This is a genomic window from Roseateles sp. P5_E8 (assembly GCF_054177665.1).
The window spans coordinates 1-25,172 of sequence record NZ_JBGCUM010000051.1 but is presented as its reverse complement, the minus strand read 5'-3'; the positions used below and the strand labels follow the sequence as shown (position 1 = coordinate 25,172).

Here is a 25,172-nt window from a genome sequence, read left to right as displayed (position 1 = left end):
CTAGCATCGCCGCACGCTTGATGCAGCGGCCTTAGCACCGCTCGTTCAATCGCGCACCGGGGCATTCCGGCCACTCGAAATGACAACGTTGTCCATGCGACAGCGCTTCGAGTGGTCCAAGCAGCTCCGGGCCTAGAAAAGTTTCACCCGATTTCATCCTCATGAGCTCAAGCCCCACCACCATCCGGAATCCCTTGTCCTGGGTTCCCACGTCCTACCTTTCCGAAGGTATCCCCTTCGCGATGGTGATCTGGGTCACCGGCACCATGCTGAAGGACCTCGGCCACACCGACGGCGAGATCACGCTGGCCACCGCCAGCATCGGCATCGCCTGGTCGCTCAAGCCGCTGTGGGCCGCCTTCCTGGACATGTTCAAGACGAAGAAGTTCTTCGTGCTGTGGATGGAAGTCATCATGGCCGTGCTGCTCTGCGGCATCGCCGTGGCGCTGCCCCTGCCCAACTACTTCCAGATCACCATCGCCGTGCTCTGGGTGCTGGCCTTCTGCTCGGCCACGCAGGACATCTGCGTCGACGGCATCTACATCACCGCACTCGACGAGAAGGGCCAGGCCAAATACATCGGCGTACAGGGCGTGTTCTGGAACGTCGGCAAGCTCTTCGGCACGGCCCTCGTCGTGTGGATAGCGGGCTCGCTGAAGGAGGACCACCACTTCAGCACCACCGCAGCCTGGAGCTGGGCCCTGGCCATGTCGGCGGCAACCCTCGCGCTGCTGGCGGTGTATCACTGGTTCGTGCTGCCCACCGGCAGCGTCGGTGACCGGCCCGTGAGCGTGAAGGCGGCCTTCCGCACCTTCGGCGAAGCAGTCATCGACTTCTTCAAGAAAGACAGCATCTGGGGCATGCTGATGTTTGTCTTTCTCTATCGCAGCTCCGAGGGGCTGCTGCTGCAACTCGGGCCGTTGTTCCTGCAGGCCTCGCCCGACATGGGCGGCGTGGGTCTGTCGCTGAAGGACAAGGGCCTGATCGACGGCACCATCTCCACAGTGGTGAGCCTTGGAGCCGGCCTGCTCGGCGGCGCCTTCATGGCCAAGTACGGCCTGAACCGCCGCACGCTCGTGTTCATGGCGCTGTGCCTGAACATCCCCCACCTGGCCTTTGTGATCCTGTCGCAGCTGGCGGGCCCGGACCACGCGCTGTCGTTCTGGACTGTGGCGAGCCTGGTGACGCTGGAGAAGTTCGGCTACAGCTTCGGCTTCGTCGCCAACATGCTTTACATGATGCAGCAGATCTCGCCGGGGCGATTCCACATGACGCACTACGCGTTTGCTAACTCCATCATGAACCTGACGCTGGTGCCGACGCAGATGATCTCGGGCCCGCTGGCAGACCAGCTGGGCTACAAGACCTACTTCATCGTCGTCATGTTCGCGGCCATCCCGTCGGTGCTCGGCGCGATGTTCGCGCCCTTCCCGCGCAAACCGGACAACGGCCACCCGCACTGAGCGGGAGGCGGCGGGGCCCCTAACTCCTCGCCGCGCTGTCACGCCGGCTTCATCGCTCCGGCCTAGTGTGCGCCTGCCCCACACACGGAGACAGCCCATGCGCCGCACCCTCACCCGCCTTGCACTGATCGTGCTCGGCGCCGCCAGCCTTCCCGCCTGCGCCAATGACTTCGACGCCAACCGCCGCGGCCACGGCGGCGACGGCGGCATCGCCAGCGTCCAGCTCGGCCCACGCCCCTTCTTCCTCGTCGAGGAGATGGCCGACAGCCCGCTCAAGAAGCGCCTGCAGCACTGCGCCGCCAACCGCGAGGGCTACAAGCCGACGCTGTTCTCCATCGGCCACCGCGGCGCGCCGCTGCAGTTCCCCGAGCACACCAAGGAGAGCTACGAAGCCGCCGCGCGCATGGGCGCCGGCATCGTCGAGTGCGACGTGACCTTCACCAAGGACAAGCAACTCGTCTGCCGCCATGCGCAGAACGACCTGCACACGACGACCAACATCCTCGCCACGCCGCTGGCGAGCAAGTGCGTCAAGCCCTTCACGCCCGCTGCCTTCGACGCCGCCGGCACGCTGGTCGCGCCGGCCGCCGCCGAATGCCGCACCAGCGAGCTGACGCTGGCCGAGTTCAAGACGCTGCGCGGCAAGATGGACGCGTCCAACCCACGCGGCCGCACCGTCGCCGAATACATGGCCGGCACCGCGACCTTCCGCACCGACCTCTACGCCGGCCCCACCAGCGGCACGCTGCTGACGCTGAAGGAAGCCATCGCCCTGTTCAAGAAGCTGGGCGTGAAGATGACGCCCGAGCTGAAGTCGGCCAGCGTCGCCATGCCCTTTGACGGGTTCAGCCAGGCCGCCTATGCGCAGAAGATGATCGACGAGCACAAGGCCGCAGGCGTGTCGCCGCGTGACCTCTGGCCGCAGAGCTTCGACATCAACGACGTGCTGTACTGGGTCAAGAACGAACCCGCCTACGGCCGCCAGGCCGTCTACCTCGACGACGCCGCCGTGCCGGCCGATGTGCCGACCTCCGAGCAGCTCAGGGCCTACCGAGCCGCCGGCATCCGCATCGTCGCGCCGCCGCTGTGGGTGCTGCTGACGGCCGACACCAGCGGCAACATCCTGCCCTCGCAATACGCCCGCAACGCCAAGGCTGCTGGGCTGGACATCATCACCTGGTCGCTGGAGCGCAGCGGCATCCTGGCCGACGGCAACAACGGCTCGTACTACCAGACGTACGACAGCGCCATCACCCGCGAGGGCGACATGTTCCGCGTGCTGGACGTGCTGGCCGAGCAGGTCGGCGTGCTGGGCGTGTTCTCAGACTGGCCAGCCACCACCAGCTTCTACGCAAACTGCACGGGCCAGAAGTGAAGCTCGCGGCGTTTCGACACGCCGCTTCATGACGGTGTCACCGCCGTACGCAGCAATGCGGCGTCCCCCGATCTGCGGGGAGCCCCCAAGTACTTGGGCTGGGCAGCGTGCCGCCACTGGCGGCCAATGGCGGCCTGTCATCGCGCCACCCCAGGAGACATCCATGCGCCGCACCCCCACCGCTTTCGCCCTTGCCCTCGCCCTGTTCGCCACCGATATGGCCCAGGCCGCCACTGTCGCCGTCTACACCAGCCTCGCCGCATGGGAGGCCGCCATCACCGGTTCCGCGCAGCTGCAGGACTTCGACAGCTTTGCCAACGGCACTGACCTGACCGGCGTGCCCGTGCTGCCCGGCCTCACGCTGAGCAGCAACATCGGTGGCCCGGTGCATGTGTTCGGCGCCAACAAGACGGCCTCCGCCTTCGGCGCAGCGCGCCAGGCCGGCAATGCCTATTTCGAAGGCCAGTACGCGCTGCCCTTCCTGGCTGCGGCGCTGGACATCACGAGCTTCGAGTCCGAGCCCGGCAACGACAGCACGGCCGTCGAGCCGGGCACGCTGACGTTCTGGTTCGACGACGGCTCGACGCAGGACATCCTGCTGTCCGGCAGCGCCGGCTCGCCCGTGCCGAACGTCTTTGCCGGCGTGATCTCGGATCACGCCATCACCGCCTTCCGCTGGACCGAGGCCCATGAAGGCAACGGTGGCAACGAGGAGACCGGCCTCGACAACCTGCGCGTGGCCATGCGCGCGACCAATGAGCTGCCGCTGCCAGGTTCTCTGTCGCTGGCGATGCTGGCCCTGGGCTTGGTGCCGCTGGCCCGGCGCCGCCGCTGATTCAGCCCGCCGGCGGTCATCGCCGGCTCCCTTAAGCAAAAGGGGCGGCCAAGGCCGCCCCATGATTGCCGTTCAGGTCGGGATCAGAAGAAGCCCAGTGCGTTGGGGCTGTAGCTCACCAGCAGGTTCTTCGTCTGCTGGTAGCTGTCCAGCATGCCCTTGTGCGTCTCGCGGCCGATGCCCGATTCCTTGTAGCCGCCGAAGGCCGCGTGCGCCGGGTAGGCGTGATAGCAGTTGGTCCACACACGGCCGGCCTGGATGGCGCGACCCAGCCGATACGCGCGGCTGCCGTCACGCGTCCACACGCCGGCGCCCAGGCCGTAGGGCGTGTCGTTGGCGATCTGCAGCGCCTCGGCCTCGGTCTTGAAGGTCGTCACGGCCAGCACGGGGCCGAAGATCTCCTCGCGGAAGATCCGCATCTGGTTGTTCCCCTGGAACAGCGTCGGCTGGATGTAGTAGCCGCCCGCCAGGTCGCCGCCCAGCTGCGCGCGATTGCCGCCGATCAGCACCTTGGCGCCCTCCTCCTTGCCCAGCGCCAGGTAGGTCTCGATCTTGTCCATCTGCACGGCCGAGGCCTGGGCGCCCATCATGGTCTCGGTGTCCAGCGGGTTGCCCTGCTTGATGGCCGCCACGCGCTTGACGGCGCGCTCCATGAACTTGTCGAACATCCCCTCCTGGATGAGCGCGCGGCTCGGGCAGGTGCAGACCTCGCCCTGGTTGAAGGCGAACAGCACCAGGCCCTCGATGGCCTTGTCGAGGAAGGCGTCGTCCTCGGCCATCACGTCGTCGAAGAACAGGTTGGGGCTCTTGCCGCCCAGCTCCAGCGTCGCCGGGATGAGGTTGGCCGCAGCCGCCTGCGCAATCTGCTTGCCGGTGACCGTGCTGCCGGTGAAGGCGATCTTGGCGATGCGCTTGCTGGTGGCCAGCGGCGTGCCGGCCTCCTTGCCGTAGCCGTTGACGATGTTCAGCACGCCCGGCGGCAGCAGGTCGGCAATCAGTTCGGCAAACAGCAGGATGCCGATGGGCGTGCTCTCCGCCGGCTTCAGCACGACGCAATTGCCGGCGCCCAGCGCGGGCGCCACCTTCCAYGCCGCCATCAGCAGCGGGAAGTTCCACGGGATGATCTGGCCGACGACGCCCAGCGGCTCGTGGAAGTGATACGCGATGGTGTTGCCGTCGATCTCGCTCAAAGCGCCTTCCTGCGCGCGCACGCAGCCGGCGAAGTAGCGGAAGTGGTCCACGCACAGCGGCAGGTCGGCATTCAGCGTCTCGCGGATGGGCTTGCCGTTGTCCACCGTCTCGGCGTAGGCCAGCAGCTCCAGGTTCTGCTCGATGCGGTCGGCAATGCGCAGCAGCACATTGGCCCGCTCGGCCGGCGGCGTGGCGCCCCAGCCGGCGGCGGCCGCGTGGGCGGCGTCCAGCGCCAGCTCCACGTCCTTGGCGTCCGAGCGTGCGGCTTGCGTGTAGACCTTGCCGTTGATCGGCGAGATCACGTCGAAATACCGGCCCTCCACCGGCGGCTGGAACTTGCCGCCGATGAAGTTGTCGTAACGGGGCTTGTAGGCAATCTTGGCGCCAGCGGCGCCGGGGGCGGCGTAAACGGTCATGGGCTTGTCTCCAGATGGATGTGTGCCCGGCGTGCTGAATGGCGCGCGGGTCAGCTCCTTCAGCGCAAGGCACATGCCAGCGGCGCTTGCGCCAGGGCCGCCCCGGCCGCGCGTTGAAACCCCGCGCCGGCCGCGCCAGCACTGTCCCGAAATGGAACACCTGCGTCGCACAACGTGCCTTTCCGGCACAGCCGCTTGACGCGGTGGGTCGTCAGGCTACCGTCCGCCTTCTGGCGCAGGCTTTGCGCCCCAGAGCCGCTCGACGGCCGCGCAGGAGACAGACCCATGGCCACCCCCACCCCGCCCGAGCGCATCCGCCAGGCCCGCCGCCAGTGGCTGGACACCGGCACCGTCGCCAGCGGCCTCATTGCCGGCCCGTTGCAAGCCAGCTGGGCGCGCTGCCGCGACTTCGGCCTGGCGCCCGAGGGCCGCCCGCAAGGCGCGCCCCACGCCAGCGCCGCCCAGCTCGCCCGCGCGCTGGAGCACCGCCACACGCTGCTGGCCCACGCCCGGCCCGTCATGGCCTTCCTGAATGAACAAGTGCAAGGCAGCGACAGCCTCGTGCTGCTGGCCGACGCCCACGGCCTGCTGCTGCACGCCAGTGGCGATGACGCCCATTGCGCCCACTTCGCCGACCGCGCCGCCCGCGTCGCCCTGCGCCCGGGCGCAGTCTGGAGCGAGCAATGGCGCGGCACGAACGCCATCGGCACCGCGCTGGCCGAGGGCGCGCCCGTCGTCGTGCATGCCGGCGAGCACTACCTGGCGCGCAACGGCTTCCTCACCTGCGCCGCCGCCCCCATTGCCGACCCCGCCGGCCAGCTCCTCGGCGTGCTCGACATCTCCGGCGACCGCCGCGGCTACCACCGCCACACGCTGGCCCTGGCCCGCAGCGGCGCCCGCATGATCGAGCACCAGCTTTTTCTCGACCGCTTCCGCGCCGGCCTGCACGTGAGGCTTCACGCGCAGATGGAAGGCCTCGGCACCGTCACCGAAGGCCTGCTCGCGCTCAGCGAAGACGGCTGGGTCACCGGCGCCAACACCGCCGCGCTGGAACTGCTGGGCCTGGCCCGCCAGAACATCGGCGCCGCCACCGTCGAGCGCGTGCTGGGCCTGGACCTGCGCGCGCTGCTGGCCGGCGGCGCTGCGCCGCGCGCATTGCAACGTGGTGCCGGCGCCGCCCCGCTGTGGCTGCGCCTGGAAGCGGGCCAGACGCTGCGCCGCAGCCCGCCCGTGCCTCAGTCCAGGCCCGCACCTGCCGCCCGCCAAACGCCCGTGGTGCCCGCCACCGACGCCGCCTGGCACCCGCAAGACGCGCTCGCCGCGCTGGACACCGGCGACGCCGCCTTCCGCGCCCTGCTCGCCCGCGCCCGCAAGCTGCTCGACAAGCCCGCCATCCCGCTGCTGCTGCAAGGCGAAAGCGGCACCGGCAAGGAACTGCTGGCCAAGGCGATACACGGCAGCAGCGCGCGCCGCGACAAGCCTTTCGTCGCCGTCAACTGCGCGGCGTTGCCCGAGACGCTGATCGAAGCCGAACTCTTCGGTTATTGCCCCGGCGCCTTCACCGGCGCCAACCGCCACGGCGCCCCCGGCCGCATCCGCGAGGCCCACGGCGGCACGCTCTTCCTCGACGAGATCGGCGACATGCCGCTGGCGATGCAGGCCCGCCTGCTGCGCGTGCTGCAAGACCGCCAGGTCACGCCCCTGGGCGGCGGCGCGGCGGTGGACGTGGACTTCCGCCTGATCTGCGCCACCCACCACCGCCTGAAAGACGAAGTCGCCGCCGGCCACTTCCGCGAAGACCTCTATTACCGCCTCAACGGACTGACGCTGAGCCTGCCGGCGCTGCGGGAACGGACCGACTTAGGTGAGCTGACGGCTCGGATGCTGAAGGCTGAAGCACCGGAGCGGGCGCTGCGGCTGGATGACGAGGTAACGGCTGCGTTCGGCCGCTACCGCTGGCCGGGGAATGTGCGGCAGTTGGCGAATGTGGTGAGGACGGCGGTGGCGGTTCTGGATGAGGGCGAGGAGGTGGTCACGGTGGGGCAGTTGGAAGATGAGGTTCGAGAGACGTCTGCAACCGGTACGCCCATCGTTTGCACTGCTGGGAGTCAGGACCTTCGCCACTCCGCTCAGGCGCACATTCGAGAGACTCTGGCGGCGGTGGGTGGCAATGTGTCGGAAGCTGCTCGGCGACTGGGCGTGAGCCGGAATACCCTTTACCGCCAAATCGCCAAGGTACTCAATTCCAGATGAACCCCTAGGGAGTTAACAGCTCACCGCGACACTGCGCACAGGAAAGTGCGCGTGCTGGCAGACCGACTGCGCGATCCAAATCGCTTGCAAAAATCAACCACAAATCCCGGAACCTAGCATTTGCGATTGCACCAGTCCACGGCGAAACATGAGTAGGCCACTTATCGCGCCATCGTTCGCCAAACCGTCTGAACAGCTCAATATTTATCGAGCATACAAGTGCAGTGCAAAGCTGGACGACCTCCTGGAATCGCTGGAAGTCTATTACAACCTCCATATCGCTTTTAGTTTTTCTTAACTGAAGTTTCGTAGCATTTTTTCCGGAAACAACTCCAGCTGAATGCACAATTGCATGACGAATCTCGCACATTTTGTCAAAATTCTGCAATAGCGCATATGGATCGCTTTTCTGATCAAGCTGCACGTCAAAATATCGAGAAAGAGTCTCAATAATGCTATCCATTCCAGCAAACGAAAAATGCTCAAACGCCCCACGCTCGATTTGTCCGACGCGATACCAAATTACCGAACCGAGCTTTATGTCACGCTGAGCCGATTTCCCTTGAGATACGGGACATACAACCAAAAGTCTAGAAAATAAATCCCGGAAATAGTTCTCAGTTTGCGACACCGCAGCAACCAACATTAGATTCGCGATCTCGGGATGGGCTGCAAAGAAGGCAGGATCACCTTTCTTTAGGAGGATCTCGCAGGCAGCCAAATAGCGATCTATTGGCGCTTTACTTGAGGTCGGCAGAAGAGTGACGTACGGCGATAGATTAGTTGGCGCTTGTGATACAGGCGGCCGGCAGACGGACTTATACCAATCACGATTAACAGCCGGCATCTTATTCAACAAATTCTTCGGCATATCTAGATATACGCGTAGCCCAAACAGGCCCAATCATGTGGACGCGGAGCAATTCAGTGTGGTCCTTGTCCAGCAAAACGTCTTTCACAGTACGAATTGAGCTTCCTTGTTTAATCGATCGAACGCGATTCAGTGTCAAAGGAAGAACGGCGAGATCCTGCATTACGGCAATTTCAAACGTTGAACTTACCGTTAATGGCGAACCGCAATTCAAGCAAAACTTCGCGGTAGGGGTTGCACGCTCGGTTTGACAAACATTGCATGGCGGCAACATCAGCGGCAACGCCCCTGCGATATCGCTTGAACCAAGTAGTTTGGCGGCGGTGATTCGCGCAAAAGCATGGGCATCGCGCTTTGACAGACGATCGGCCAGTTCATTTAAGCCGACAGACTTCTTTGGCACCACCGCGTTAGCTTCTATCAGAAGAGCGTAGTGCACATCTAAGAGCCAAAACGTTCCCTTTTCTCCCCGTTTCACGTCCCCTCTAGGCCGCACAAGCCCCGCATATTGCAGAAAGGAGAATAGCGTCTTTACCTCCGACGGAACTGGGTAGGCCAGCGCAACAGTAACTGCGGCGGCCTTGGTGGTAATAGTGTTGTATTCTTTGACGGCCGCTATAGATCTATTTACTACGTCTTCGCCATTTTCGATAAAGCGCGCGTAGATCGGCAACTTTTTTTGAAGCGATTTAAATACTTTTAAACTCGTTTCGGCACAATTGTTGACAGCCTTTGAAATCTTTGATCTAGCAATTGGCTGCGTGCCATGCGCATCTCCAATTGCATCACGAATCATATTAAGAAAATTTCTCGGAACTCCGAATGCCGCCAGAGCAATAACATTTAGCGCATCTTGATCTGATTTGATTCGAGAAAATAGCGCGCCGGGCAGTCTTTTTTCGAGCAAACTTGCCATAAAGGCCAAATAGTTTGCGTCTGATGGGTCAAGCCAAACGTTCACTTCCTCGGCATCATGACCAACATGAAAAGACGGCGAGAAATCAGTCACTCCTGGATAAATGGCCGCCTTAGGAGACACGAATGGAGACTTGACTTCTCGAAAGAAGTCAAAGAAGTCTCGTTGTTGCTCCGAAGAAAATGCATGCGCTGCGTCGTCGAATAACAGTACTGCGCGAGTTCTTCCGGTTTCCCCGAGCGTCCTGCGTATGACATTAACTAGGGCTTGCGTAGTAATAGGCTCAGGCACAAGCGACGCTGCCAACTCGATTGAGCCAACCTGCAATGCTTCAATTGCACGGCTAGCTGCTTGACCATCTCGGAGCGAAAGCGCTTGCCACGGAAGCGTCAGCCCTAAAAGTTGCGAAGATTCCGCCAAACCCACAGCAGTTCGAAGCAGCAACCACTGCTTAAACCAAAATGAAGCATTCCCGGATGTGCGGTAAAGCGGCTCCAATCTGAGCGAAGTTTTGAAGTTGACGTACGCGGGTAGGACCTCAGAATTAGGGCGCATCATTTGATTGCGCGCGCGCAGCATCAAAGTCGTTTTGCCAGTTCCTCGGGGCCCTGTTAGAAGCTTCGCACCGCTTGCCTTAAGCTTTCGGAGAATTTCGTCCTCGTTAGGATGCTGAACGAGCCATTGAGAAAACAATGTGTCGTCTATGTACTCCGCCTGTTCAACGAAGGCGTTCTCCACAGATCCCACCGAAGTACTCGCCATCTTTTCCCTCTTACCTTTCGCTCTGGACACTTTCTGGCGGTCGCAGTTTTACACATCAGTTGACCTGCGCCGCATATTTTGTGGAGCTCGCGGTCAGGGTTCAGGGTGAATCGGCCCCCGCCACAAGTCGAGACCCGGCGGCTGCAACATGCGTCTCGACGGCCGACCTATCGGACTTGGGACGGCCACTCCCAGCCACTACCGCAGGATGGGCTCGCCGGAATTCGGATTTGAGACCTGCCCCCGACCCTGCCCCCCGGCCGTCCCGACCCGCCCGATGGTTCAATCCTTGCTAACCATTCCAGCGTTGCAGTTGACCGCATGATCACTTCAAACATGGCAAAGATTCCCCCCCGGAGTTGGGCCGCGCTTACCTCAGCTGGTGGTGCTGTTCGGCGCCGCCGGCGACCTGGCCAAGCGCAAGCTGCTGCCGGGGCTCTTCCACCTGTGCGCGGCGGGCTTCCTGCCGGACTACCGGATCATCGGCATCTCGCTAGATGACCTCGACACCGCCGCCTTTGGCGCGCTGACACGGCAGGCCCTGGCCGAGTTCTTCAATCGCCCGGTGGCTGACGCCGACTGGGCCGCGTTTGCCGCGCGGCTGGAGTACGTGCCGCTCGCCCGAACAAGTCGGGGGGCTGAGAAGGGCCTTCATTGGCGCCAGCTCGGCAGCTTGGGGCGAACGGGGTGAACCCCAACGGCCCTGCCAATTCTTGGAACTGTCGGAGCCTGACCCCGGGCTTCACTCGTCGGTGAAGCCGGGCTGGCCGAGCGTCTTGGCCAGCTTCTTGCGCTCCTTGTCCGTGAGACTTGCGAACGGCTTGCCATGGAACCGGAGCGCAGCACGGTGGAGCGTTTTACTCATGACGCCGTACGCGTCGTAGTCGACGCCATCATTCAACCCGAACATCACCGTCTTCGAAACTTCGTCCTTCATCCGGCGATATTTGACGAACGCTGAGAGCAACGGGTAAGCGTCGCTTCGCAGCAGATCCATCACGTAGATCGGATTGCGCCCCTTGGCCTTGTTCTTGTCCCAACCGGTGGTGTTGTCGGCGTTGTCGCACAGCATGTCCCACAGATAGAGCTTGCGGGTTTCCGTGCCGATGCTGAGGTCGCACGTCCAGTACGCCGTTTCCTCATAGAACTTGGCGGCGTCCTTGACGCCTGCGAACAGGTAGCGGCAGATGATGAACCACTGGACGCGGTGGGTGTTGTCACCGTGATCCTTGGACGCGCCGTAGTCCTTGAAGGGCCGCCGCGCCTTGAGGTTGTCCAGGAACGCCTCGCCCGATGTGCCCCACGCATACGACACCTTGCCAAACCCGTAGGCCTGTTCCACGGTTTCCAGCGTTTCAGTGAGCACCCCTTTGTAGGGGCTCGGGGCTTTGCGCCCCGCATCAAACTTCGCCGCGTTGTTGGTGGCGTACCGGTCCTTGAAATTCGCCGCCAGCTCGTCATCGGGCGTGTTGGCGTTACGCCATTTCAGTTCCTTCCACACCAGTTCCTCGAGTTTCGCGATGCCGGTCTTGACGAAATTCTCGTCGGCCATGTTGGTGAAGATGGCTTGCAAGTCGCGATAGAGCGGCGACGCCGTCAGCGCCATGTTCTTGCGCTTGACGTGTTGGAAAACGTCGATGCCGTGGTTGTCAAGGTCGGCAGGCGTGACCATGGTTCGGCTCCCTTTTGAGCAACGGCGCCGTGAATTGACGCGCCGGGTGCGAGCAGCGGGGCAGTCTAGAACCGTGAGATGAGCCGCGCGCCCCCTAGCCCTTGGGTCTCGGCCGCCGACGCGGGCGAGAGCCTGCTGCGGGGCAACAGGTCTTGCCTGCCGCCGCCCGAGCCCGTCATCCGCCCGCTGATTTCGGGCCTACCGAACACGTTGCATGGTGGTGAACATGAACCGCTTGATCAGCGGCAGGCACTCAGGGCAGCGCTTGGGGTCGGCGGGGTCGATGTGGTCGCCGCCCTCGACGACTTGCAGCAGGCTCTTGATGCCCAGCGACAGGGCGCGCTTGTGGAGGGTGGTGGAGCCATGCAGGCCGGCCGCGTTCGAGCCCAGCGGCACCACGTCGCCTTGTCGCCTTGTCGCCTTGTCGCCGTGGATGCCGAGCAGGGCGGGCTCGCCAGTGGGGTTCGGGGTCAGGTCAAAAAACCAGGCCCTCCTGAGGTGCCGCCATTCGCTGCCACCACCGCAGGATGGGTTCGCCGGAATCTGGATTTGAGACCTGACCCCGAACCTGCTCCACTCCGGGCCATCAGACGCCGGTTCAGGCGCTCAAGAAATGGCCCGCTGGCAAGCCAGAGCTGTTTAAGAATAGGGTGTATGAACAGGCGGGTCTTCACAATTCATCAACCAATAGCTTATGCGCGCAAATAGATTCAATGTAGCGGCCATTTTGGCGCTCGCGATGCTTGCCTCCTGGGCCAGCGCCGAAGCAGGCGATATTGCTTCATCGTCACCAGGAAGCTTCGCGCGCACCAACGACGGTGGCGGCGCGTATCAAACAGGGCACTACCCCAATTTGTTTGTAGAGCGCATGAAAAAGACGCCTGCCGAAACTCGTGGGCGCATTGAGAGCGCGTTTCAGCAATTCTTTCATGGCGATGGCCAGGAGGAGCGTGTTTACTTTGAAACGGGTGCAAATGAAAACGGCCCGTTGGCTTACGTGACCGATTGGGCCAACAACGACGTGCGCAGCGAGGGCATGAGCTACGGCATGATGATCGCCGTGCAGTTGGGCAAGAAGCGAGAATTCGACGCCCTGTGGAATTGGTCGAAGACTTACATGCTGGTTACCGATGCAAATAACCCATCCCATGGGTATTTTGTGTGGTCGATGAATACAACCGGCACGCCGCGCTCCACCGGAGCCGCGCCTGACGGTGAAGAGTTTTACGTCATGGCTCTGTACTTTGCGGCCAATCGCTGGGGCAACGGCAAAGGAATCTATAACTACCGGAACGAAGCAGACACCATTTTGCGCGGCATGCGCCACCGCGCGGTGTTGACGGGCACCACGCCATTCCGCATCCATGCCGATGGCGCGCCGTTCATTCCGCCGAGCACGCCCTGGCCCAGCCCCAACAATCGCACGGAGCAGGCTCAGGCGGCGAAAGAGGGCAAACCTTGGCCGCGCTTCAAACCCAGCGGCGCGCCCCGCACAGTGGTGGTAGGCCCCATGGTGGACGAAGAACACGCGATGGTTCGGTTCGTACCTGAAACCGCCATTCCAGGCACTGACCCCTCTTATCACCTGCCGGCGTTTTACGAGTTATGGGCCCGCTGGGGCCCAGTTGGGGATCGGGCATTTTGGGCCCGCGCCGCCGAATCGAGCCGCGAGCTGTTCCAGAAATCGGCTCACCCAATCACCGGCCTTTCATCGGACCGCACGGATTTTGACGGCAAACCCCTGCCGAACTGGGACGGCACGCCGGGCATCTTTGCCTACGACAGCTGGCGCACGGTGAGCAATATTGCGTTCGATTACAGCTGGTTTGCCAAGGATCCGCGCCAGCCTGTGCTCAGCAATCGCATCCAGAACTTCCTGTACAACCAAGGTATACATACTTTTGCTGACAAATATACCTTGGGCGGCGAGCCTAAATCAGACCGTCATTCGGTTGGAATGGTTGCCGGAGCCGCAGTTGGAAGTTTGGCCGCGCCTCCTGGCGAGGTTTCTACGGCGTTTCTCAAGGAATTGTGGGAAACCCCAGTGCCAACCGGAGAGCAGCGGTATTTTGACGGCATGCTTTACATCATGAGCATGATGCACTTGAGCGGTGAATTTCGCGTCATAGCGCCGCGTCTCGCGTCGCATTGAGTTCGCACCCAAGTTGCGGCCATTCCCTGCCACCACCGCAGCATGGGCCTGCCGGAATTTAGATTTGAGACCCATCACGCACCTGCGCCCGGCTGCGCCGAGCCGCCCGATGGTTCAATCTTTGCTTGCCCTTCCAGCGTCGCAGCTGACCGCATGAGCACTTCAAACATGGCAAAGATTCCCCCCGGCGTTGGGCCGCGCTTACCTCAGCTGGTGGTGCTGTTCGGCGCCACCGGCGACCTGGCCAAGCGCAAGCTGCTGCCGGGGCTCTTCCACCTGTGCACGGCGGGCTTCCTGCCGGACTACCGGATCATCGGCATCTCGCTGGATGACCTCGACAACGCCGCCTTCGGCGCGCTGACGCGGCAGGCCCTGGCGGAGTTCTTCAATCGCCCGGTGAGTGACGCTGACTGGGCCGCGTTTGCCGCGCGGCTGGAGTACGTGCCGCTCGCGGCCGGCCCTGCCGCCCTGGCCGAGGCCGCCGCGCGCGCCGAAGCCGCCATTGGCGGCGAAAGCGAACGCCTGCACTACCTGAGCGTGCCCCCCAACGCGGCCCTCTCGGCCGTGAAGGTGCTGGGCCAAGCCGGCCTGGTGGCCAATGCGCGGATCGTGATGGAAAAGCCCTTCGGGACAGACCTGGCCAGTGCCGTCAAGCTCAACCGCGCCGTGCACGAGGTGTTCGCCGAAGACCAGATCTTCCGCATCGACCACTTCCTGGGCAAGGAGCCGGCACAGAACATCCTGGCCTTCCGCTTTGCCAACGGCCTGTTCGAGCCCATCTGGAACCGCAACTTCATCGACCACGTGCAGATCGATGTGCCCGAGACGCTGGGCCTCGGGCAACGCAGTGCGTTCTACGAGCAGACCRGCGCTTACCGAGACATGGTGGTGACGCACCTCTTCCAGATCCTCGSSTTCATGGCCATGGAGCCGCCCACCTCGCTGGAGCCGGCGCCCATCAGCGAGGAGAAGAACAAGGTCTTCCGCAGCATGCTGCCCATCCAGCCCGCCGACGTGGTGCGTGGCCAGTACGGCGGCTACCGCGCTGAGCCCGGCGTGGACCCGCAGAGCGAGACCGAGACCTTCATCGCCCTCAAGTGCTTCATCGACAACTGGCGCTGGGCGGGCGTGCCCTTCTTCCTGCGCACCGGCAAGCGCATGGCCGAGGGCCAGCGCATCATCTCCATCGCCTTCCGCGAGCCGCCCAAGAGCATGTTCCCGCCCGGCAGCGGCGTTGGTGCCCAGGGGCCCGACCACCTGACCTTCGACCTCGCCGACGCCAGCAAGATGAGCCTGAGCTTCTACGGCAAGCGCCCCGGCCCTGGCATGCGGCTCGACAAGCTGAGCCTGCAGTTCGCCATGCACGACACCGGCCTGGCCGGCGAGGTGCTGGAGGCCTACGAACGCCTGATCCTCGACGCCATGAAGGGCGACCACACGCTGTTCTGTACCGCCGAGGGCATCGAGCGCCTGTGGGAGGTATCGACCGCCCTGCTGGAGTCGCCGCCGCCCGTGCGTCTGTACGAACCCGGCAGCTGGGGCCCGAAGTCCGTCCACCAACTCATCGCCCCGCATGCGTGGCGACTGCCCTTCGAGCGGGCCTGGCGCGACCCGAACAAGTCGGGGGGCTGAAGGGCCTTCGCTGGCGCCAGCCGTCTGGGCATGCCGGGCAGTGCGGGCTCGCCGCATCGAGTTGCAGCCGTTGCCATCCAGGCCGAAGTTGGCCTTGAGCGCGGCACTGCCCACGTCAGGCAGCTTCTCGACCTTGCCGCCCAGCTTGTTCAGGTTTCTGGGCAACCAGCAGTTGCCGTGGCGCACTGATACATTCGCGCCCGCTCACGCGGCACCGACATCCAGGGCCCGCGCCAACCTTGGAAGAGATCGATGAAGCATTGGCCGTTCTTGTTCGCCAGCACGCTGTTGCTCGCCGCCTGTGGCGGCGGAGGCGGTGGGGCTTCCCAATCCGGCGGTTCCAGCCCCGCGACGCCCACACCGACGAGTTCTATTGACTGCCAGAAGCTGGACCCCGCCAAGGTCTACATGATGGGTGGCTTCGACCCGCAGGACCCCACACGGGCCCCGGCCTTGGCCGATCCGTCAGACCCACTGCATCACTGCCTGGGGTTCAAGCAGACGGTGCCGAACGAAGGCACGATCAATTCGGACGGCAAGCTGATCTACGGCCAGGACAACAGCATCTACCAGTTCGTTCCTGACGTGATGAAGCAGGAGATCGGGGCGGATGGGAAGCTGGAATGGGTCTATCCCATCACCGCCATGGCCAACGACCCCCTGCTGTTCACGGCGCCGGAGCAGGGTTGCGGCATGGGGCCGTTCAAGCTGGTCCCGCAGACGTCCAAAGTCGTCTACCGATGCCCGATGCGAACCGTCAACAGCCAACTGGGCGACGCGCCCTACGACCTGGGCACGACGAACGTCAACTGGCTGCTTTCGGCGCTGCCCGACGGTTCGCTGCTCGTCTACACCTTCGAGAAGGGTCTGGTGCTGGTGGACAAGCAGCGGCGGGAAACGGTGCTGAAGATGCCGGCGGGCCTGCCGCTTCTCGTGTGCGAAGCGGCGCGCCAATTCACGGACAAGGCGACGGGCGAACTGAAGCTCTGGGTGCAGTGCTACGACTATCAGTGGTACAGCAGCAAGGACGAAAACCTGAATCGACGCTTTGTGGTCAACGCCGTCAGCAAGACCGTCGTCGACGAAGGGCCCTTCGCCGCATTGCCGGCAAACGTCAGGCCGTACGTGAGCGGCAAGTTCGACGCGGCGGGCGTGCTGTGGCAGGTGGGCGACCGACTGGACAACCCGAAGGTCCACGTGGTCGTGAAACGCGAACTGAAGTCCGGCGTTTCGACGCTCGTGTACGCCGAGGAGAGCTACAGCGGCAGCGGCGACTGGAAGAAGGACGCGGTGCCGTTCGTGCGCCCTACGTCGATGCTGATCACCGGCTATTGAGCACGGGCCTGCGGCAGCCAGGGGCCGGTTCGCCCGGCATTACTGCGAATGCCGTTGCGCGGCGTGCGGTGAATCTATCGAAAACTCACCCAATCGACCTCGACGGCCTTGCCATCGGCGTGAGTTATCACGATGTCGCGCACACCTTTCGGAAGATTCTTCGCAACAGCGCTGGACATTTTCCATTCGCCTGTCTTGTCGATCGCTACACGACCCACCACGGGCCCGTCCGGCTTATCCAAATGGATTTCGAGCATGCCTCCAGCGCCGGCCCTGGCGCGCACCTTGATTGATTTCTGCGCACCGCGGCCAAAATCAACATCGTTGAATTTCACCCATGATTTTTCGGTGCCGAATGTTGTCTTCCATCCGGCATGGGGATTGGTTTCCTCAAGAAACGAAGTCGCGACTCCTTCGGCGCTCTTCGCGCTGTAGCGATCGATTTGAATCTCGCTCTCGGCGCGCACCAGCCCGACACCGCGCAGCGTCGGTATCACCTTTTGGATGGTGCCGTCGGCATTGAAGAACAGCTTGTCGGCGCGAATCGACCGGTTCTTGTCGAAAGCGGGCGACAAATCCCTGTCGTGATAGAACAGATACGACTGCCCTTGCCAATCCAGAATGGAGTGATGCACGGTCCAGCAATCGCTCTCGGATTCGTCCAGAAACACGCCAGCTTGCTTGAACGGCCCCATGGGTGAGGTGCTCATCGCGTATTCCAGCCGCTCGATCTTGTTCTCCACGTGCGGATAGGTCAGGTAGTAGATGCCATTGCGCTCGAACGCGAAGGGCCCCTCCAGCAAGCCTTTGGTGGGCAGGTTGTCGATCACCATCGGCTCGCCCTCGATCTCGGTCATGTTGGGTTTCAGCTTGGCGACATAAATCTTGCCTCTGGAGTAATACAGGTAGGCGGTGCCGTCTTTGTCGATCAGCACATTGGGGTCAATTCCGTTCACGCCCTGGATATAATTCGGCAGCGGCTTGAAGGGCCCAGCGGGCTTGTCTGCCACCGCCACACCGATTCTGAACTCCGGACGCTTATCCTTCTCGCCCTCCGCTTTGTCATCCTTCTTGGCAATGGCCGGAAAGTAGAAATAGTATTTTCCGTCTTTGAAGACGCAATCCGGCGCCCACATCGCATAGGCCGTGGGGTCAGCCCACTCGACGCCGGTTTGCGAGACGATCACGCCGTGATCTTTCCAGTCCGTGAGATTGACGGACGAGAAGACGTGGTAATCCGGCATGACGAACCAGTCGGGTTTTCCTTTGTAATCTGGCGGCGCCTTGATGTCGTGCGACGGATAGACATAGATCCTGCCTTCGAATACCCGTGCCGTCGGATCAGCAGTGAACTGATCCATGATCAAAGGGTTGGCCGCAAAGGCGGGCGCCAGGTTCAGTAATCCCGCAACACCAAGAACAAGAAAATTGCGCAGAAAATATTTCATATTTATCGACTGCATTACTGAGCGCGCTGCATGGTGGTGAACATGAAGCGCTTGATCAGCGGCAGGCACTCGGGGCAGCGCTTGGGGTCGGCGGGGTCGATGTGGTCGCCGCCCTCGACGACTTGCAGCACGCTCTTGATGCCCATCGACAGGGCGCGCTTGTGGAGGGTGGCGGAGCCATGCAGGCCGGCCGCGTTCGACCCCAGCGGCACGACGTCGTCCTTGTCGCCGTGGATGCTGAGCAGGGCGGGCTCGCCGGCGTCCATCATGTCGAGGTCGCCCACCGCGCCGGAGAGGTTGATCACGCCGCGCAGCTTGAACTTCAGCTGCTGATCCTTGCCGCTGTTGCCCTCCAGGCCGCCGTTGGCCTTGAGGGCGGCGCTGCCCGCGTCGGGCAGCTTGTTGCGGGCATCCAGGTAAGCCGTGTACATCGAGGTGAAGGCGCCGGCGGAGTGGCCGCCGATGAAGATGTTGTCCACGTCGACCTTGAAACGGTTGGGGCCGGCGGCGTCCTTGAGGAAGTAGCGGATGACGGCCTTCTGGTCCGACGTGGCCTTGAAGAGGGCGTCATAGAACTTGGCCTGCGAGTTGAGGTTGTCGGAGAGCCGATAGCGGTTGACGGCCACCACGTAGCCGGCGCGCGCCAGTTCCTCCCCGAAGTCGTCCATCCAGGTGTCTTCGGTGCGAACGAAGCCGCCGCCGGGCGTGAGGATGAGCAGCGGGCGCTTGGTGGCCGTGTCGCCCTTGGGCTCGAAGACGCGCATCGTCAGCTTCTCGACCTTGCCGTCCAGGTTGTTCAGGTTCTCGGCAAACACCAGGTTGCCGTGGCGCACGTGCTCCGCAAAGACGGTGTTGAGGTAGCGACGCGGTGCGGCGCGGTCTTCCTCGGCGTGGCTGGCGGGGGCACCGAGCAGGCCGGCACAGAGTGCGACGACGTGCAAGGCGAAGGCGGCAAGGCGGTGTTGCATCGTGCGAGTCCGGAGGTGGCGTTGAAGGGTGGCGCACGATAGCGCCGCGTTGCGGAGCCGGCCATTGGGACTTCGGATGCAGGGGGCACCCATGTGCCGTGGCACGCCGCGCCCTTCCATTCGGCAGTTCATCCCAGCCTCGCTGCACTTCATCAATCCGCAGCTTGGACAGCGCGAGCCGGGCTGTTACGGTGCCGCCGGGCCGCAACCGGCTCGCCCCTCATCTCCATCGCGCCGAAACCGCAGGGACTGCCATGGCCATGACTCCCCCACTCGCCTTCACTCCCCACGAGCGCCTGATCACCGTCGACGTGCTTCGCGGCTTCGCGCTGTTCGGCATCCTCTATGCCCACATGATCGCCTGGTACACGGCGGGCCCGCTGCCGCAAGAGCTGTTCCAGAAGTACCAGACGATCCCGAGCGGCCTTGCTTTCGGTGCGAATGTCCTTTTCGTCATGGGCAAGTTCTTCTCGGTCTTTTCCTTCCTGTTCGGGCTGAGCTTCACCATCCAGATGAACAGCCTCGCCCGGCGCGGCGACAACGTGGCCCTGCGTTTCGGCTGGCGTCTGGCCATCCTGGGGCTGATCGCCGCCACCCACCACGCGCTGTGGCGGGGCGACATCCTGTCCATCTACGTGCCGCTGGGCTTCCTGCTGATCTTTGCGCGGCACCTCAGCAACAAGGCGCTGCTGGTGCTCGGCGTTGTGCTGGTGCTGAACCTGCCGACCAAGGTGTTCGAGCTGATGGCGCTGCTGCGCACCGGCAAGGTCGACTTCATCGCCGGCGACTACGTGAAGGAGAGCGCCGCCTACTTCGAGTTCGTCAAGAACAGCGGCTTCGTCGACATGCTGTGGGGCAACCTGCACGCCTTCGGCGCCAAGATCGACTACCAGCTCACCAGCGGCCGGCTCTGGATCACCTTCGGCTTCTTCCTGCTGGGCATGCTCGTCGGGCGTCTGGGCTGGTTCGACAAGGCCGAAGCGGCCCTGCCCACCTTCAAGGCCGTCTTCAAGCGCTCGTGGCAGTTCATGCTCGTCAGCCTGGCGCTGGGCCTGGTGGTTGTCGGCACCGCTGCAGCACTCTCGCTCAAGCTGGAGGACAAGGGCTGGGCGTACTGGGCCGCCGAATTCCCGATCGACGTCTACAACGCCGCGTGCGCGGTGTTCTACATCAGCGGCATCGCCCTGCTGATGGCCAAGCCGCGCTGGGCCCGGCGCCTGGCGCCCCTGGCCGACATCGGCAAGATGGCGCTCACCTCCTACCTGACCCAGACGCTCTTCGGCCTGCTGATCTTCTACAGCTTCGGCCTGGCTCTGTTCACCCAGACCTCGCCGGCCGTGAACGTGCTGATCTGCCTGGGCATCTTTGCGTGCCAGATCGCCTTCAGCCGCTGGTGGCTGGGCCGCTTCCACTACGGCCCCATCGAGTGGCTGTGGCGCTCGGCGACCTTCTTCAAGTGGCAGCCATTGGTGAAAGGGCAACCGGCCGGCGCGCTCGAGGCCGGAGCCGGGTCGCAAATCTGACCGCCAAATCCGTGGGCCAGCGGTGGGCGCCCGGGATGCATTGAAATAGCGCTCCTCTCGCCCACTGACTGGACACCCCATGCCCAAGGCCTACTGGATCGCCCGCGTCGACGTCACCGACGCCGAGCCCTACAAGCTCTACGCCCAGCGCCTGGATCCGGTGATTGCCCAGTTCGGCGGCCGGTTTCTCGTGCGCGCGGGCCAATCCGAGAGCGTCGAGGGCACCAGCCGCAGCCGCAATGTGGTGATCGAGTTCCCGAGCTACCAGGCCGCGCAGGCCTGCTACCGCTCGCCCGAGTACGCGCCGCTGATCACGCTGCGCCAGGCCTGCGCCGAGGTGGACATCGTCGTCGCCGAGGGCTGTGACGAGCCACTGCCGGGCGGGCAATAGCGGTTCCACCGCCGACGCGCTGGAAAACGCCGCAGGCGCAAGGGATGATCACGCCGGCCCCACCCACACCGATCCCATGCAACGCACCCACCACCTCATCGCCATCACCTTCCTGACCCTGTCCGCCGCCTGCGCAGCGCAGACCGTCGAGGAAGCCACCCCCGACAGGGCCCGCGCCAACTTCGCCCGCCCCATCACGCTCGCAGCCGACGACGTGCGCGCCCTGCCCGCGCCGCCGGCCGGTTTTGCCGATGCGCGCGCCGGCGTGGCGGCCGGGCGCGTCGAGGAGTTCAGCTATGCCTCCGGCGTCACCGGCACGCAACGCAAAGCCAGCGTCTACCTGCCGGCGGGCTACTCGGCCGAGAAGCGCTACCCCGTGCTCTATCTGCTGCACGGCATTGGCGGCAATGAGCACGAGTGGCGCGGCTACGTGCGCGCCCCGGCGGTGCTGGACAACCTGATCGCCGCAGGCAAGGCACTGCCGATGATCGTCGTGATGCCCAACGGCCGCGCGCTGGCGGACGACCGCTCGCCGCCAGCGGACAAGGTGTTCACGCCGGAGAACGCGGCCGGGTTTGCGAAGTTCGAGCGCGACCTGCTGGAGTTCCTGATCCCGGCCGTCGACGCGAAGTACGCCGTGGCGAGCGACCGGCAGCACCGCGCGCTGGCCGGCCTGTCGATGGGCGGCGGCCAGGCGCTGAACTTCGGCCTGGCGCATCTGGACAGCTTCGCCTGGGTGGGTGGCTTCTCGTCCGCGCCCAACACCAAGCCGGCCGATCAACTGCTGCCCGAGCCTGACGCCGCACGCCGCCAGCTCGCGCTGCTCTACCTGTCCTGCGGCAACAAGGACGGGCTGATTAACGTCTCGCAGGGCGTGCACCGCGCGCTCAAGGACCGCGGCATCCCGCACATCTGGAACGTGGACGAGTACGGCCACGACCGCGACAGCTGGGCGGAGAACCTCTTCCACTTCGCGCAGCGGCTGTTCCGTTGAGCAGGGCCCGCCCACGCGCGCCGGCATCCTGAAGATGAATGACGCTTCCCGTCGCCCCGGCGTCACCTGCCCTACCGCAAGCCGGGCCGCAAGCGCACAGTGTCCCGGCGCACCACCGCGCGAGCGCGATCACCGGCGCCGACAGGTGAGGAGATCTTCAAAATGAACTTCGCGAAGCACATCCGGATGGGGCTGTTGGCGGCAGGCTTGATGATGGTTGGCGCTGCGGCATTCGCCCAGGACTCCAGCTACAAGCCGGGCACGGTGTGGAACTTCTCCAGCGTCAAGATCGAGCCCGGCCAGTTCGAGAACTACATGGACTTCCTGGCCAAGACCTGGAAGAAGTCCAACGAGTTCGGCAAGAAGGAGGGCTACATCGTGTCGTACCACGTGTTCCAGGTGAACAACGCCCGCGAGGGCGAGCCCGACCTGATCCTGGCCATCGAGTCCAAGGACTATCTGACGACCGCGCAGCAGCTGGACGTGCAGAAGAAGTACGAGGCCTTCGTGGCCTCGGACCAGCGCAAGTTGGACGTGTCCTCCGGCGAGCGCAAGACCATGCGCAAGCTGGCGGGCAGCATGGAGCTGCAGGAGCTGCTGCTGAAGTAAGCGGGGCGGGGTCATCGCCCGCTCGCAGCGCATTCCTCAGTTCTGAGGACGCCGCCCCCCCGCCTCGAATGGAGCGGGGCGCAGCGCCGGGAAATCCCTCTGCACGAGGCGGGCCACAGGTATCTGATCCAGGCCTGACTCCGAGCGTTCGCTGTCTGCTTGCGTCAACGAGTCAGGGCCTCTCGGCGGCGCCCTTCCCAAAGCCGCACGGCTGTATCGATTGGGGGAACCTCATGGTGATCGGAATGGCGGGACGGCGCTTGCGCCAGCTTGCGGTGAGCGGGCTGATCTTGACCGGGCTGATGGGGGCTGGCGCCGCGTTGGCGCAAGACAACGGCTGGCCTTCGGCGGGGCAGAACCTGGGCAACACGCGCCACCAGGAGCACAGCGGCGGCATCAGCGTGCAAAGCGTCGGCGGGCTGACGCAGAAATGGGTGTTCACGACCGGTGGCGATGTCTCGGCGACACCGGCCGTGGATGAGCACACGGTCTACTTCCCGGACTGGGCCGGCAACCTCTACGCGGTGGACCGCAAGACCGGCACGCAGGTGTGGAAGGTGTCGGTCGGGGCGGCCTCGGGCACGCCGGGCGACAAGGCCCGCGCCACGCCGGTGATCGCCGGCAACAAGATCATCGTCGGCACGCAGGGCAATGTCTTTGCCCCGCCGCCCTACGGCGGGCCGGGCGGCAAGATGATGGCCTTCAACAAGCAAACTGGCGCGCTGCTGTGGGCCACCCAGCTGGACAGCCACTACGGCGCCATCATCACGCAGTCGGCCACGGTGCATGGCGACCGGGTCTACATCGGCGTGGCCTCGCTGGAAGAGGCGCTGGCCGGCTCCGCAGGCTTTTGCTGCAGCTTCCGCGGCAGCATGCTGGCGCTGGACGTGAACACCGGGGCCATCCTCTGGAAGACCTACATGGTGCCGCCCGGCTACTCGGGCGGCGCGATCTGGGGCAGCTCGCCGGCGGTGGACGTCAAGCGCGGCCAGATTTACATCGCCACCGGCAACAACTATTCGGTGCCGGAAACGGCCAGGCAATGCGTCATTGCGGCGGGCACCAACACCGATGCCGTCAAGGCCTGCCTGGCGGCCGACAACTACTTCGACGCCGTGCTGGCGCTGGACATGAAGACGGGCGCCGTGCGCTGGGTCACCAAGGCCTTGCCGGCCGACACCTGGATCGCGGCCTGCATCGGCTTTGGCGACCCGGCCCTGTGCCCGAGCCCGACCGGCCCCGATTACGACTTCGGCCAGGCGCCGGCGTTGTTCACTGTCAAGAGTGACGGCAAGGGCAAGCCCACCGATGTCGTCGGCGCCGGCCAGAAGAGCGGCAAGTACTGGGCACTGGACCCGGACACCGGCGTGATCAAGTGGGTGACCCAGGCCGGCCCCGGCGGCACCGGCGGCGGCCTGCAATGGGGCTCGGCGGTGGACGGCAAGCGCGTCTACACCGCCAACGCCAACAGCGACATGGTGCCCTGGCCTGCGGCCGGCGGCCTGACCAGCGGTGTGTGGAGCGGCATCGATGCCGTTACCGGCCAGGTGCTCTGGCAGGTGCGGCCGTCAGGCGGCGGCAGCACCTCGGGGCCGGTGACAACGACCAACGGCGTGGTCTTTGGCTGCTCGCTGGACCGCAGCAACGGCTACATGTACGCGCTGGACGCCGCCACCGGCGTGGAACTGTGGAAGTTCTCCAGCGGCGGCTCCTGCCTGTCCGGCGCGGCAATCTCCAAGGGACAGGTGTTCTGGGGGTCGGGCTACAGCAACCTCTTCGGCGCCTTCGGCGGGCCGAACAACAAGCTGTACGCGTTCGAGATCCGGTAGAGATCGCAGGTGGGCGGCCGAGGTCCGCCTGCTCAGGCGCGCTCAGCGCTTCACGCGATGCAGGATGGTGGCGATCACCGAGCGGTCGTTGAGCCCGGTGTTGCTTGAACTCATGCCGTTGAAGTTCTGCCCCCACCAGGGTTGCTGGCCGAGCTGGCCGGTGATGGCGCCCCAGCGTTGCCCGGCCTCCGGCCCGGTGCCGAACAAGCGCAGCTCGCACAGCGTGCGCCGGCATTCCACCGCGAGCAGCTCGAAGCCTTTCTGCACGCCGGCGTCCAGCAGCGCCTGGCGCAGCTGCGCCTCCATCTGCTGGGACCACGCCGGGTCTAGCGGCTCGCCGGCAAAGCGGGCGTGCAGTTCGGGCAGGGTGGGCGGCTGGTTGTCCGGGCTGAGCAGCATCTTGGCGTGCTCGGCCGATAGCGCCACGGCCGGCACGTCGACCCGCGCGGCGACGGCTGAGGCGGCCTTGCGCGCGTCGGCCCCTGTGGCCGGCGGCGGGCAGGCAGTGCCGGGGGCGACGCTGGCCGTGGTGACGGC

Annotated in this window: 21 protein-coding genes; 13 read left to right on the top strand and 8 right to left on the bottom strand. The window is 64.2% G+C overall.

The annotated features are described in order from the left end of the window. Positions 1–194: 194 nt before the first annotated feature. From ACXRVZ_RS22210 to ACXRVZ_RS22200, 3 genes are all read left to right on the top strand, one after another. The gene (locus ACXRVZ_RS22210; RefSeq protein WP_458232833.1) at positions 195–1,463 is read left to right on the top strand and encodes an MFS transporter; all 1,269 of its coding nucleotides are present in this window, start codon (positions 195–197) and stop codon (positions 1,461–1,463) included. A 97-nt stretch (positions 1,464–1,560) separates the two neighbouring features. Further along, the gene (locus tag ACXRVZ_RS22205; protein WP_457418512.1) at positions 1,561–2,838 is read left to right on the top strand and encodes a glycerophosphodiester phosphodiesterase family protein; all 1,278 of its coding nucleotides are present in this window, start codon (positions 1,561–1,563) and stop codon (positions 2,836–2,838) included. Positions 2,839–3,001: 163 nt separating this feature from the next. Then, entirely contained in the window at positions 3,002–3,673 is a 672-nt protein-coding gene (locus tag ACXRVZ_RS22200) for a hypothetical protein (RefSeq protein WP_457418510.1), read from the top strand. Positions 3,674–3,756: 83 nt separating this feature from the next. Here the strand turns inward: ACXRVZ_RS22200 and exaC are convergent, their stop codons facing one another. Continuing rightward, complete coding sequence (exaC, locus tag ACXRVZ_RS22195; RefSeq protein WP_457418508.1) at positions 3,757–5,280, bottom strand: acetaldehyde dehydrogenase ExaC; 1,524 nt, start codon at positions 5,278–5,280, stop codon at positions 3,757–3,759. 285 nt (positions 5,281–5,565) lie between these two features. Between exaC and ACXRVZ_RS22190 the strand changes: the two genes are divergently transcribed. Beyond that, the gene (locus ACXRVZ_RS22190; protein ID WP_458232832.1) at positions 5,566–7,533 is read left to right on the top strand and encodes a sigma-54-dependent Fis family transcriptional regulator; all 1,968 of its coding nucleotides are present in this window, start codon (positions 5,566–5,568) and stop codon (positions 7,531–7,533) included. 4 nt (positions 7,534–7,537) lie between these two features. Here ACXRVZ_RS22190 and ACXRVZ_RS22185 read toward each other — a convergent pair whose 3' ends face one another. Together ACXRVZ_RS22185 and ACXRVZ_RS22180 are read right to left on the bottom strand one after the other, a co-directional pair. After that, positions 7,538–8,389, bottom strand: a complete 852-nt coding sequence (locus tag ACXRVZ_RS22185; RefSeq protein WP_457418504.1) for a hypothetical protein — start codon at positions 8,387–8,389, stop codon at positions 7,538–7,540. Then, the gene (locus tag ACXRVZ_RS22180) at positions 8,382–10,082 is read right to left on the bottom strand and encodes a hypothetical protein (protein ID WP_457418502.1); all 1,701 of its coding nucleotides are present in this window, start codon (positions 10,080–10,082) and stop codon (positions 8,382–8,384) included. Before ACXRVZ_RS22180 ends, ACXRVZ_RS22185 begins: the two co-directional genes overlap by 8 nt. Before the next feature lie 385 nt (positions 10,083–10,467). On the opposite strand from ACXRVZ_RS22180, the gene ACXRVZ_RS22175 reads away from it, so the two are divergent. After that, positions 10,468–10,773, top strand: coding sequence for a hypothetical protein (locus ACXRVZ_RS22175; protein ID WP_457418500.1), 306 nt, complete (start codon positions 10,468–10,470; stop codon positions 10,771–10,773). 51 nt (positions 10,774–10,824) lie between these two features. Here ACXRVZ_RS22175 and ACXRVZ_RS22170 read toward each other — a convergent pair whose 3' ends face one another. Together ACXRVZ_RS22170 and ACXRVZ_RS22165 are read right to left on the bottom strand one after the other, a co-directional pair. Beyond that, on the bottom strand, positions 10,825–11,754 hold the full coding sequence (locus ACXRVZ_RS22170; protein ID WP_457418498.1) for a LirA/MavJ family T4SS effector: 930 nt from the start codon (positions 11,752–11,754) through the stop codon (positions 10,825–10,827). A gap of 198 nt (positions 11,755–11,952) precedes the next feature. Beyond that, entirely contained in the window at positions 11,953–12,150 is a 198-nt protein-coding gene (locus tag ACXRVZ_RS22165) for a hypothetical protein (RefSeq protein ID WP_457418496.1), read from the bottom strand. Between the two features lie 343 nt (positions 12,151–12,493). Here ACXRVZ_RS22165 and ACXRVZ_RS22160 point away from each other — a divergent pair, with 343 nt between their 5' ends. The 3 genes from ACXRVZ_RS22160 (at position 12,494) to ACXRVZ_RS22150 (ending at position 16,873) form a co-directional block, all read left to right on the top strand. After that, a complete protein-coding gene (locus tag ACXRVZ_RS22160; protein ID WP_457418494.1) occupies positions 12,494–13,906 on the top strand; it encodes a glycosyl hydrolase family 8 in 1,413 nt (470 codons plus the stop codon). A gap of 168 nt (positions 13,907–14,074) precedes the next feature. After that, positions 14,075–15,538, top strand: coding sequence for a glucose-6-phosphate dehydrogenase (gene zwf, locus ACXRVZ_RS22155; RefSeq protein ID WP_458232831.1), 1,464 nt, complete (start codon positions 14,075–14,077; stop codon positions 15,536–15,538). A gap of 252 nt (positions 15,539–15,790) precedes the next feature. Beyond that, entirely contained in the window at positions 15,791–16,873 is a 1,083-nt protein-coding gene (locus ACXRVZ_RS22150; protein ID WP_457418491.1) for a hypothetical protein, read from the top strand. Between the two features lie 74 nt (positions 16,874–16,947). On the opposite strand, the gene ACXRVZ_RS22145 is transcribed toward ACXRVZ_RS22150, so the two are convergent. Together ACXRVZ_RS22145 and ACXRVZ_RS22140 are read right to left on the bottom strand one after the other, a co-directional pair. Next, a complete protein-coding gene (locus ACXRVZ_RS22145; protein WP_457418489.1) occupies positions 16,948–18,321 on the bottom strand; it encodes a family 43 glycosylhydrolase in 1,374 nt (457 codons plus the stop codon). A 14-nt stretch (positions 18,322–18,335) separates the two neighbouring features. Then, a complete protein-coding gene (locus ACXRVZ_RS22140; protein ID WP_457418487.1) occupies positions 18,336–19,289 on the bottom strand; it encodes an alpha/beta hydrolase in 954 nt (317 codons plus the stop codon). 254 nt (positions 19,290–19,543) lie between these two features. On the opposite strand from ACXRVZ_RS22140, the gene ACXRVZ_RS22135 reads away from it, so the two are divergent. The 5 genes from ACXRVZ_RS22135 (at position 19,544) to ACXRVZ_RS22115 (ending at position 24,635) form a co-directional block, all read left to right on the top strand. Then, on the top strand, positions 19,544–20,812 hold the full coding sequence (locus tag ACXRVZ_RS22135; RefSeq protein WP_457418485.1) for a DUF418 domain-containing protein: 1,269 nt from the start codon (positions 19,544–19,546) through the stop codon (positions 20,810–20,812). 79 nt (positions 20,813–20,891) lie between these two features. Next, complete coding sequence (locus ACXRVZ_RS22130) at positions 20,892–21,203, top strand: DUF1330 domain-containing protein (RefSeq protein WP_457418483.1); 312 nt, start codon at positions 20,892–20,894, stop codon at positions 21,201–21,203. Positions 21,204–21,279: 76 nt separating this feature from the next. Next, a complete protein-coding gene (locus ACXRVZ_RS22125) occupies positions 21,280–22,197 on the top strand; it encodes an alpha/beta hydrolase (RefSeq protein WP_457418481.1) in 918 nt (305 codons plus the stop codon). A 162-nt stretch (positions 22,198–22,359) separates the two neighbouring features. Beyond that, positions 22,360–22,806 carry a hypothetical protein gene (locus ACXRVZ_RS22120; RefSeq protein WP_457418479.1) on the top strand — a complete coding sequence of 149 codons (447 nt, stop codon included), beginning with the start codon at positions 22,360–22,362 and terminating at the stop codon, positions 22,804–22,806. Positions 22,807–23,081: 275 nt separating this feature from the next. After that, positions 23,082–24,635, top strand: coding sequence for an outer membrane protein assembly factor BamB family protein (locus ACXRVZ_RS22115; protein ID WP_457418477.1), 1,554 nt, complete (start codon positions 23,082–23,084; stop codon positions 24,633–24,635). A gap of 42 nt (positions 24,636–24,677) precedes the next feature. Here the strand turns inward: ACXRVZ_RS22115 and ACXRVZ_RS22110 are convergent. Next, positions 24,678–25,172, bottom strand: a 495-nt coding sequence (locus ACXRVZ_RS22110) for a hypothetical protein (protein WP_458232830.1), incomplete at its 5' end; no start/stop codon positions are given.

Bases quoted from the DNA above. Each gene is read 5' to 3' on its own strand.
- ACXRVZ_RS22130 (WP_457418483.1), top strand. From the start codon at position 20,892: ATGCCCAAGGCCTACTGGATCGCCCGCGTCGACGTCACCGACGCCGAG.
- ACXRVZ_RS22190 (WP_458232832.1), top strand. From the start codon at position 5,566: ATGGCCACCCCCACCCCGCCCGAGCGCATCCGCCAGGCCCGCCGCCAG.
- ACXRVZ_RS22200 (WP_457418510.1), top strand. From the start codon at position 3,002: ATGCGCCGCACCCCCACCGCTTTCGCCCTTGCCCTCGCCCTGTTCGCC.
- ACXRVZ_RS22150 (WP_457418491.1), top strand. From the start codon at position 15,791: ATGAAGCATTGGCCGTTCTTGTTCGCCAGCACGCTGTTGCTCGCCGCC.
- ACXRVZ_RS22125 (WP_457418481.1), top strand. From the start codon at position 21,280: ATGCAACGCACCCACCACCTCATCGCCATCACCTTCCTGACCCTGTCC.
- ACXRVZ_RS22160 (WP_457418494.1), top strand. From the start codon at position 12,494: ATGCTTGCCTCCTGGGCCAGCGCCGAAGCAGGCGATATTGCTTCATCG.
- ACXRVZ_RS22170 (WP_457418498.1), bottom strand. From the start codon at position 11,754: ATGGTCACGCCTGCCGACCTTGACAACCACGGCATCGACGTTTTCCAA.
- ACXRVZ_RS22145 (WP_457418489.1), bottom strand. From the start codon at position 18,321: ATGAAATATTTTCTGCGCAATTTTCTTGTTCTTGGTGTTGCGGGATTA.
- ACXRVZ_RS22140 (WP_457418487.1), bottom strand. From the start codon at position 19,289: ATGCAACACCGCCTTGCCGCCTTCGCCTTGCACGTCGTCGCACTCTGT.
- ACXRVZ_RS22135 (WP_457418485.1), top strand. From the start codon at position 19,544: ATGGCCATGACTCCCCCACTCGCCTTCACTCCCCACGAGCGCCTGATC.
- ACXRVZ_RS22205 (WP_457418512.1), top strand. From the start codon at position 1,561: ATGCGCCGCACCCTCACCCGCCTTGCACTGATCGTGCTCGGCGCCGCC.
- ACXRVZ_RS22120 (WP_457418479.1), top strand. From the start codon at position 22,360: ATGAACTTCGCGAAGCACATCCGGATGGGGCTGTTGGCGGCAGGCTTG.
- ACXRVZ_RS22180 (WP_457418502.1), bottom strand. From the start codon at position 10,082: ATGGCGAGTACTTCGGTGGGATCTGTGGAGAACGCCTTCGTTGAACAG.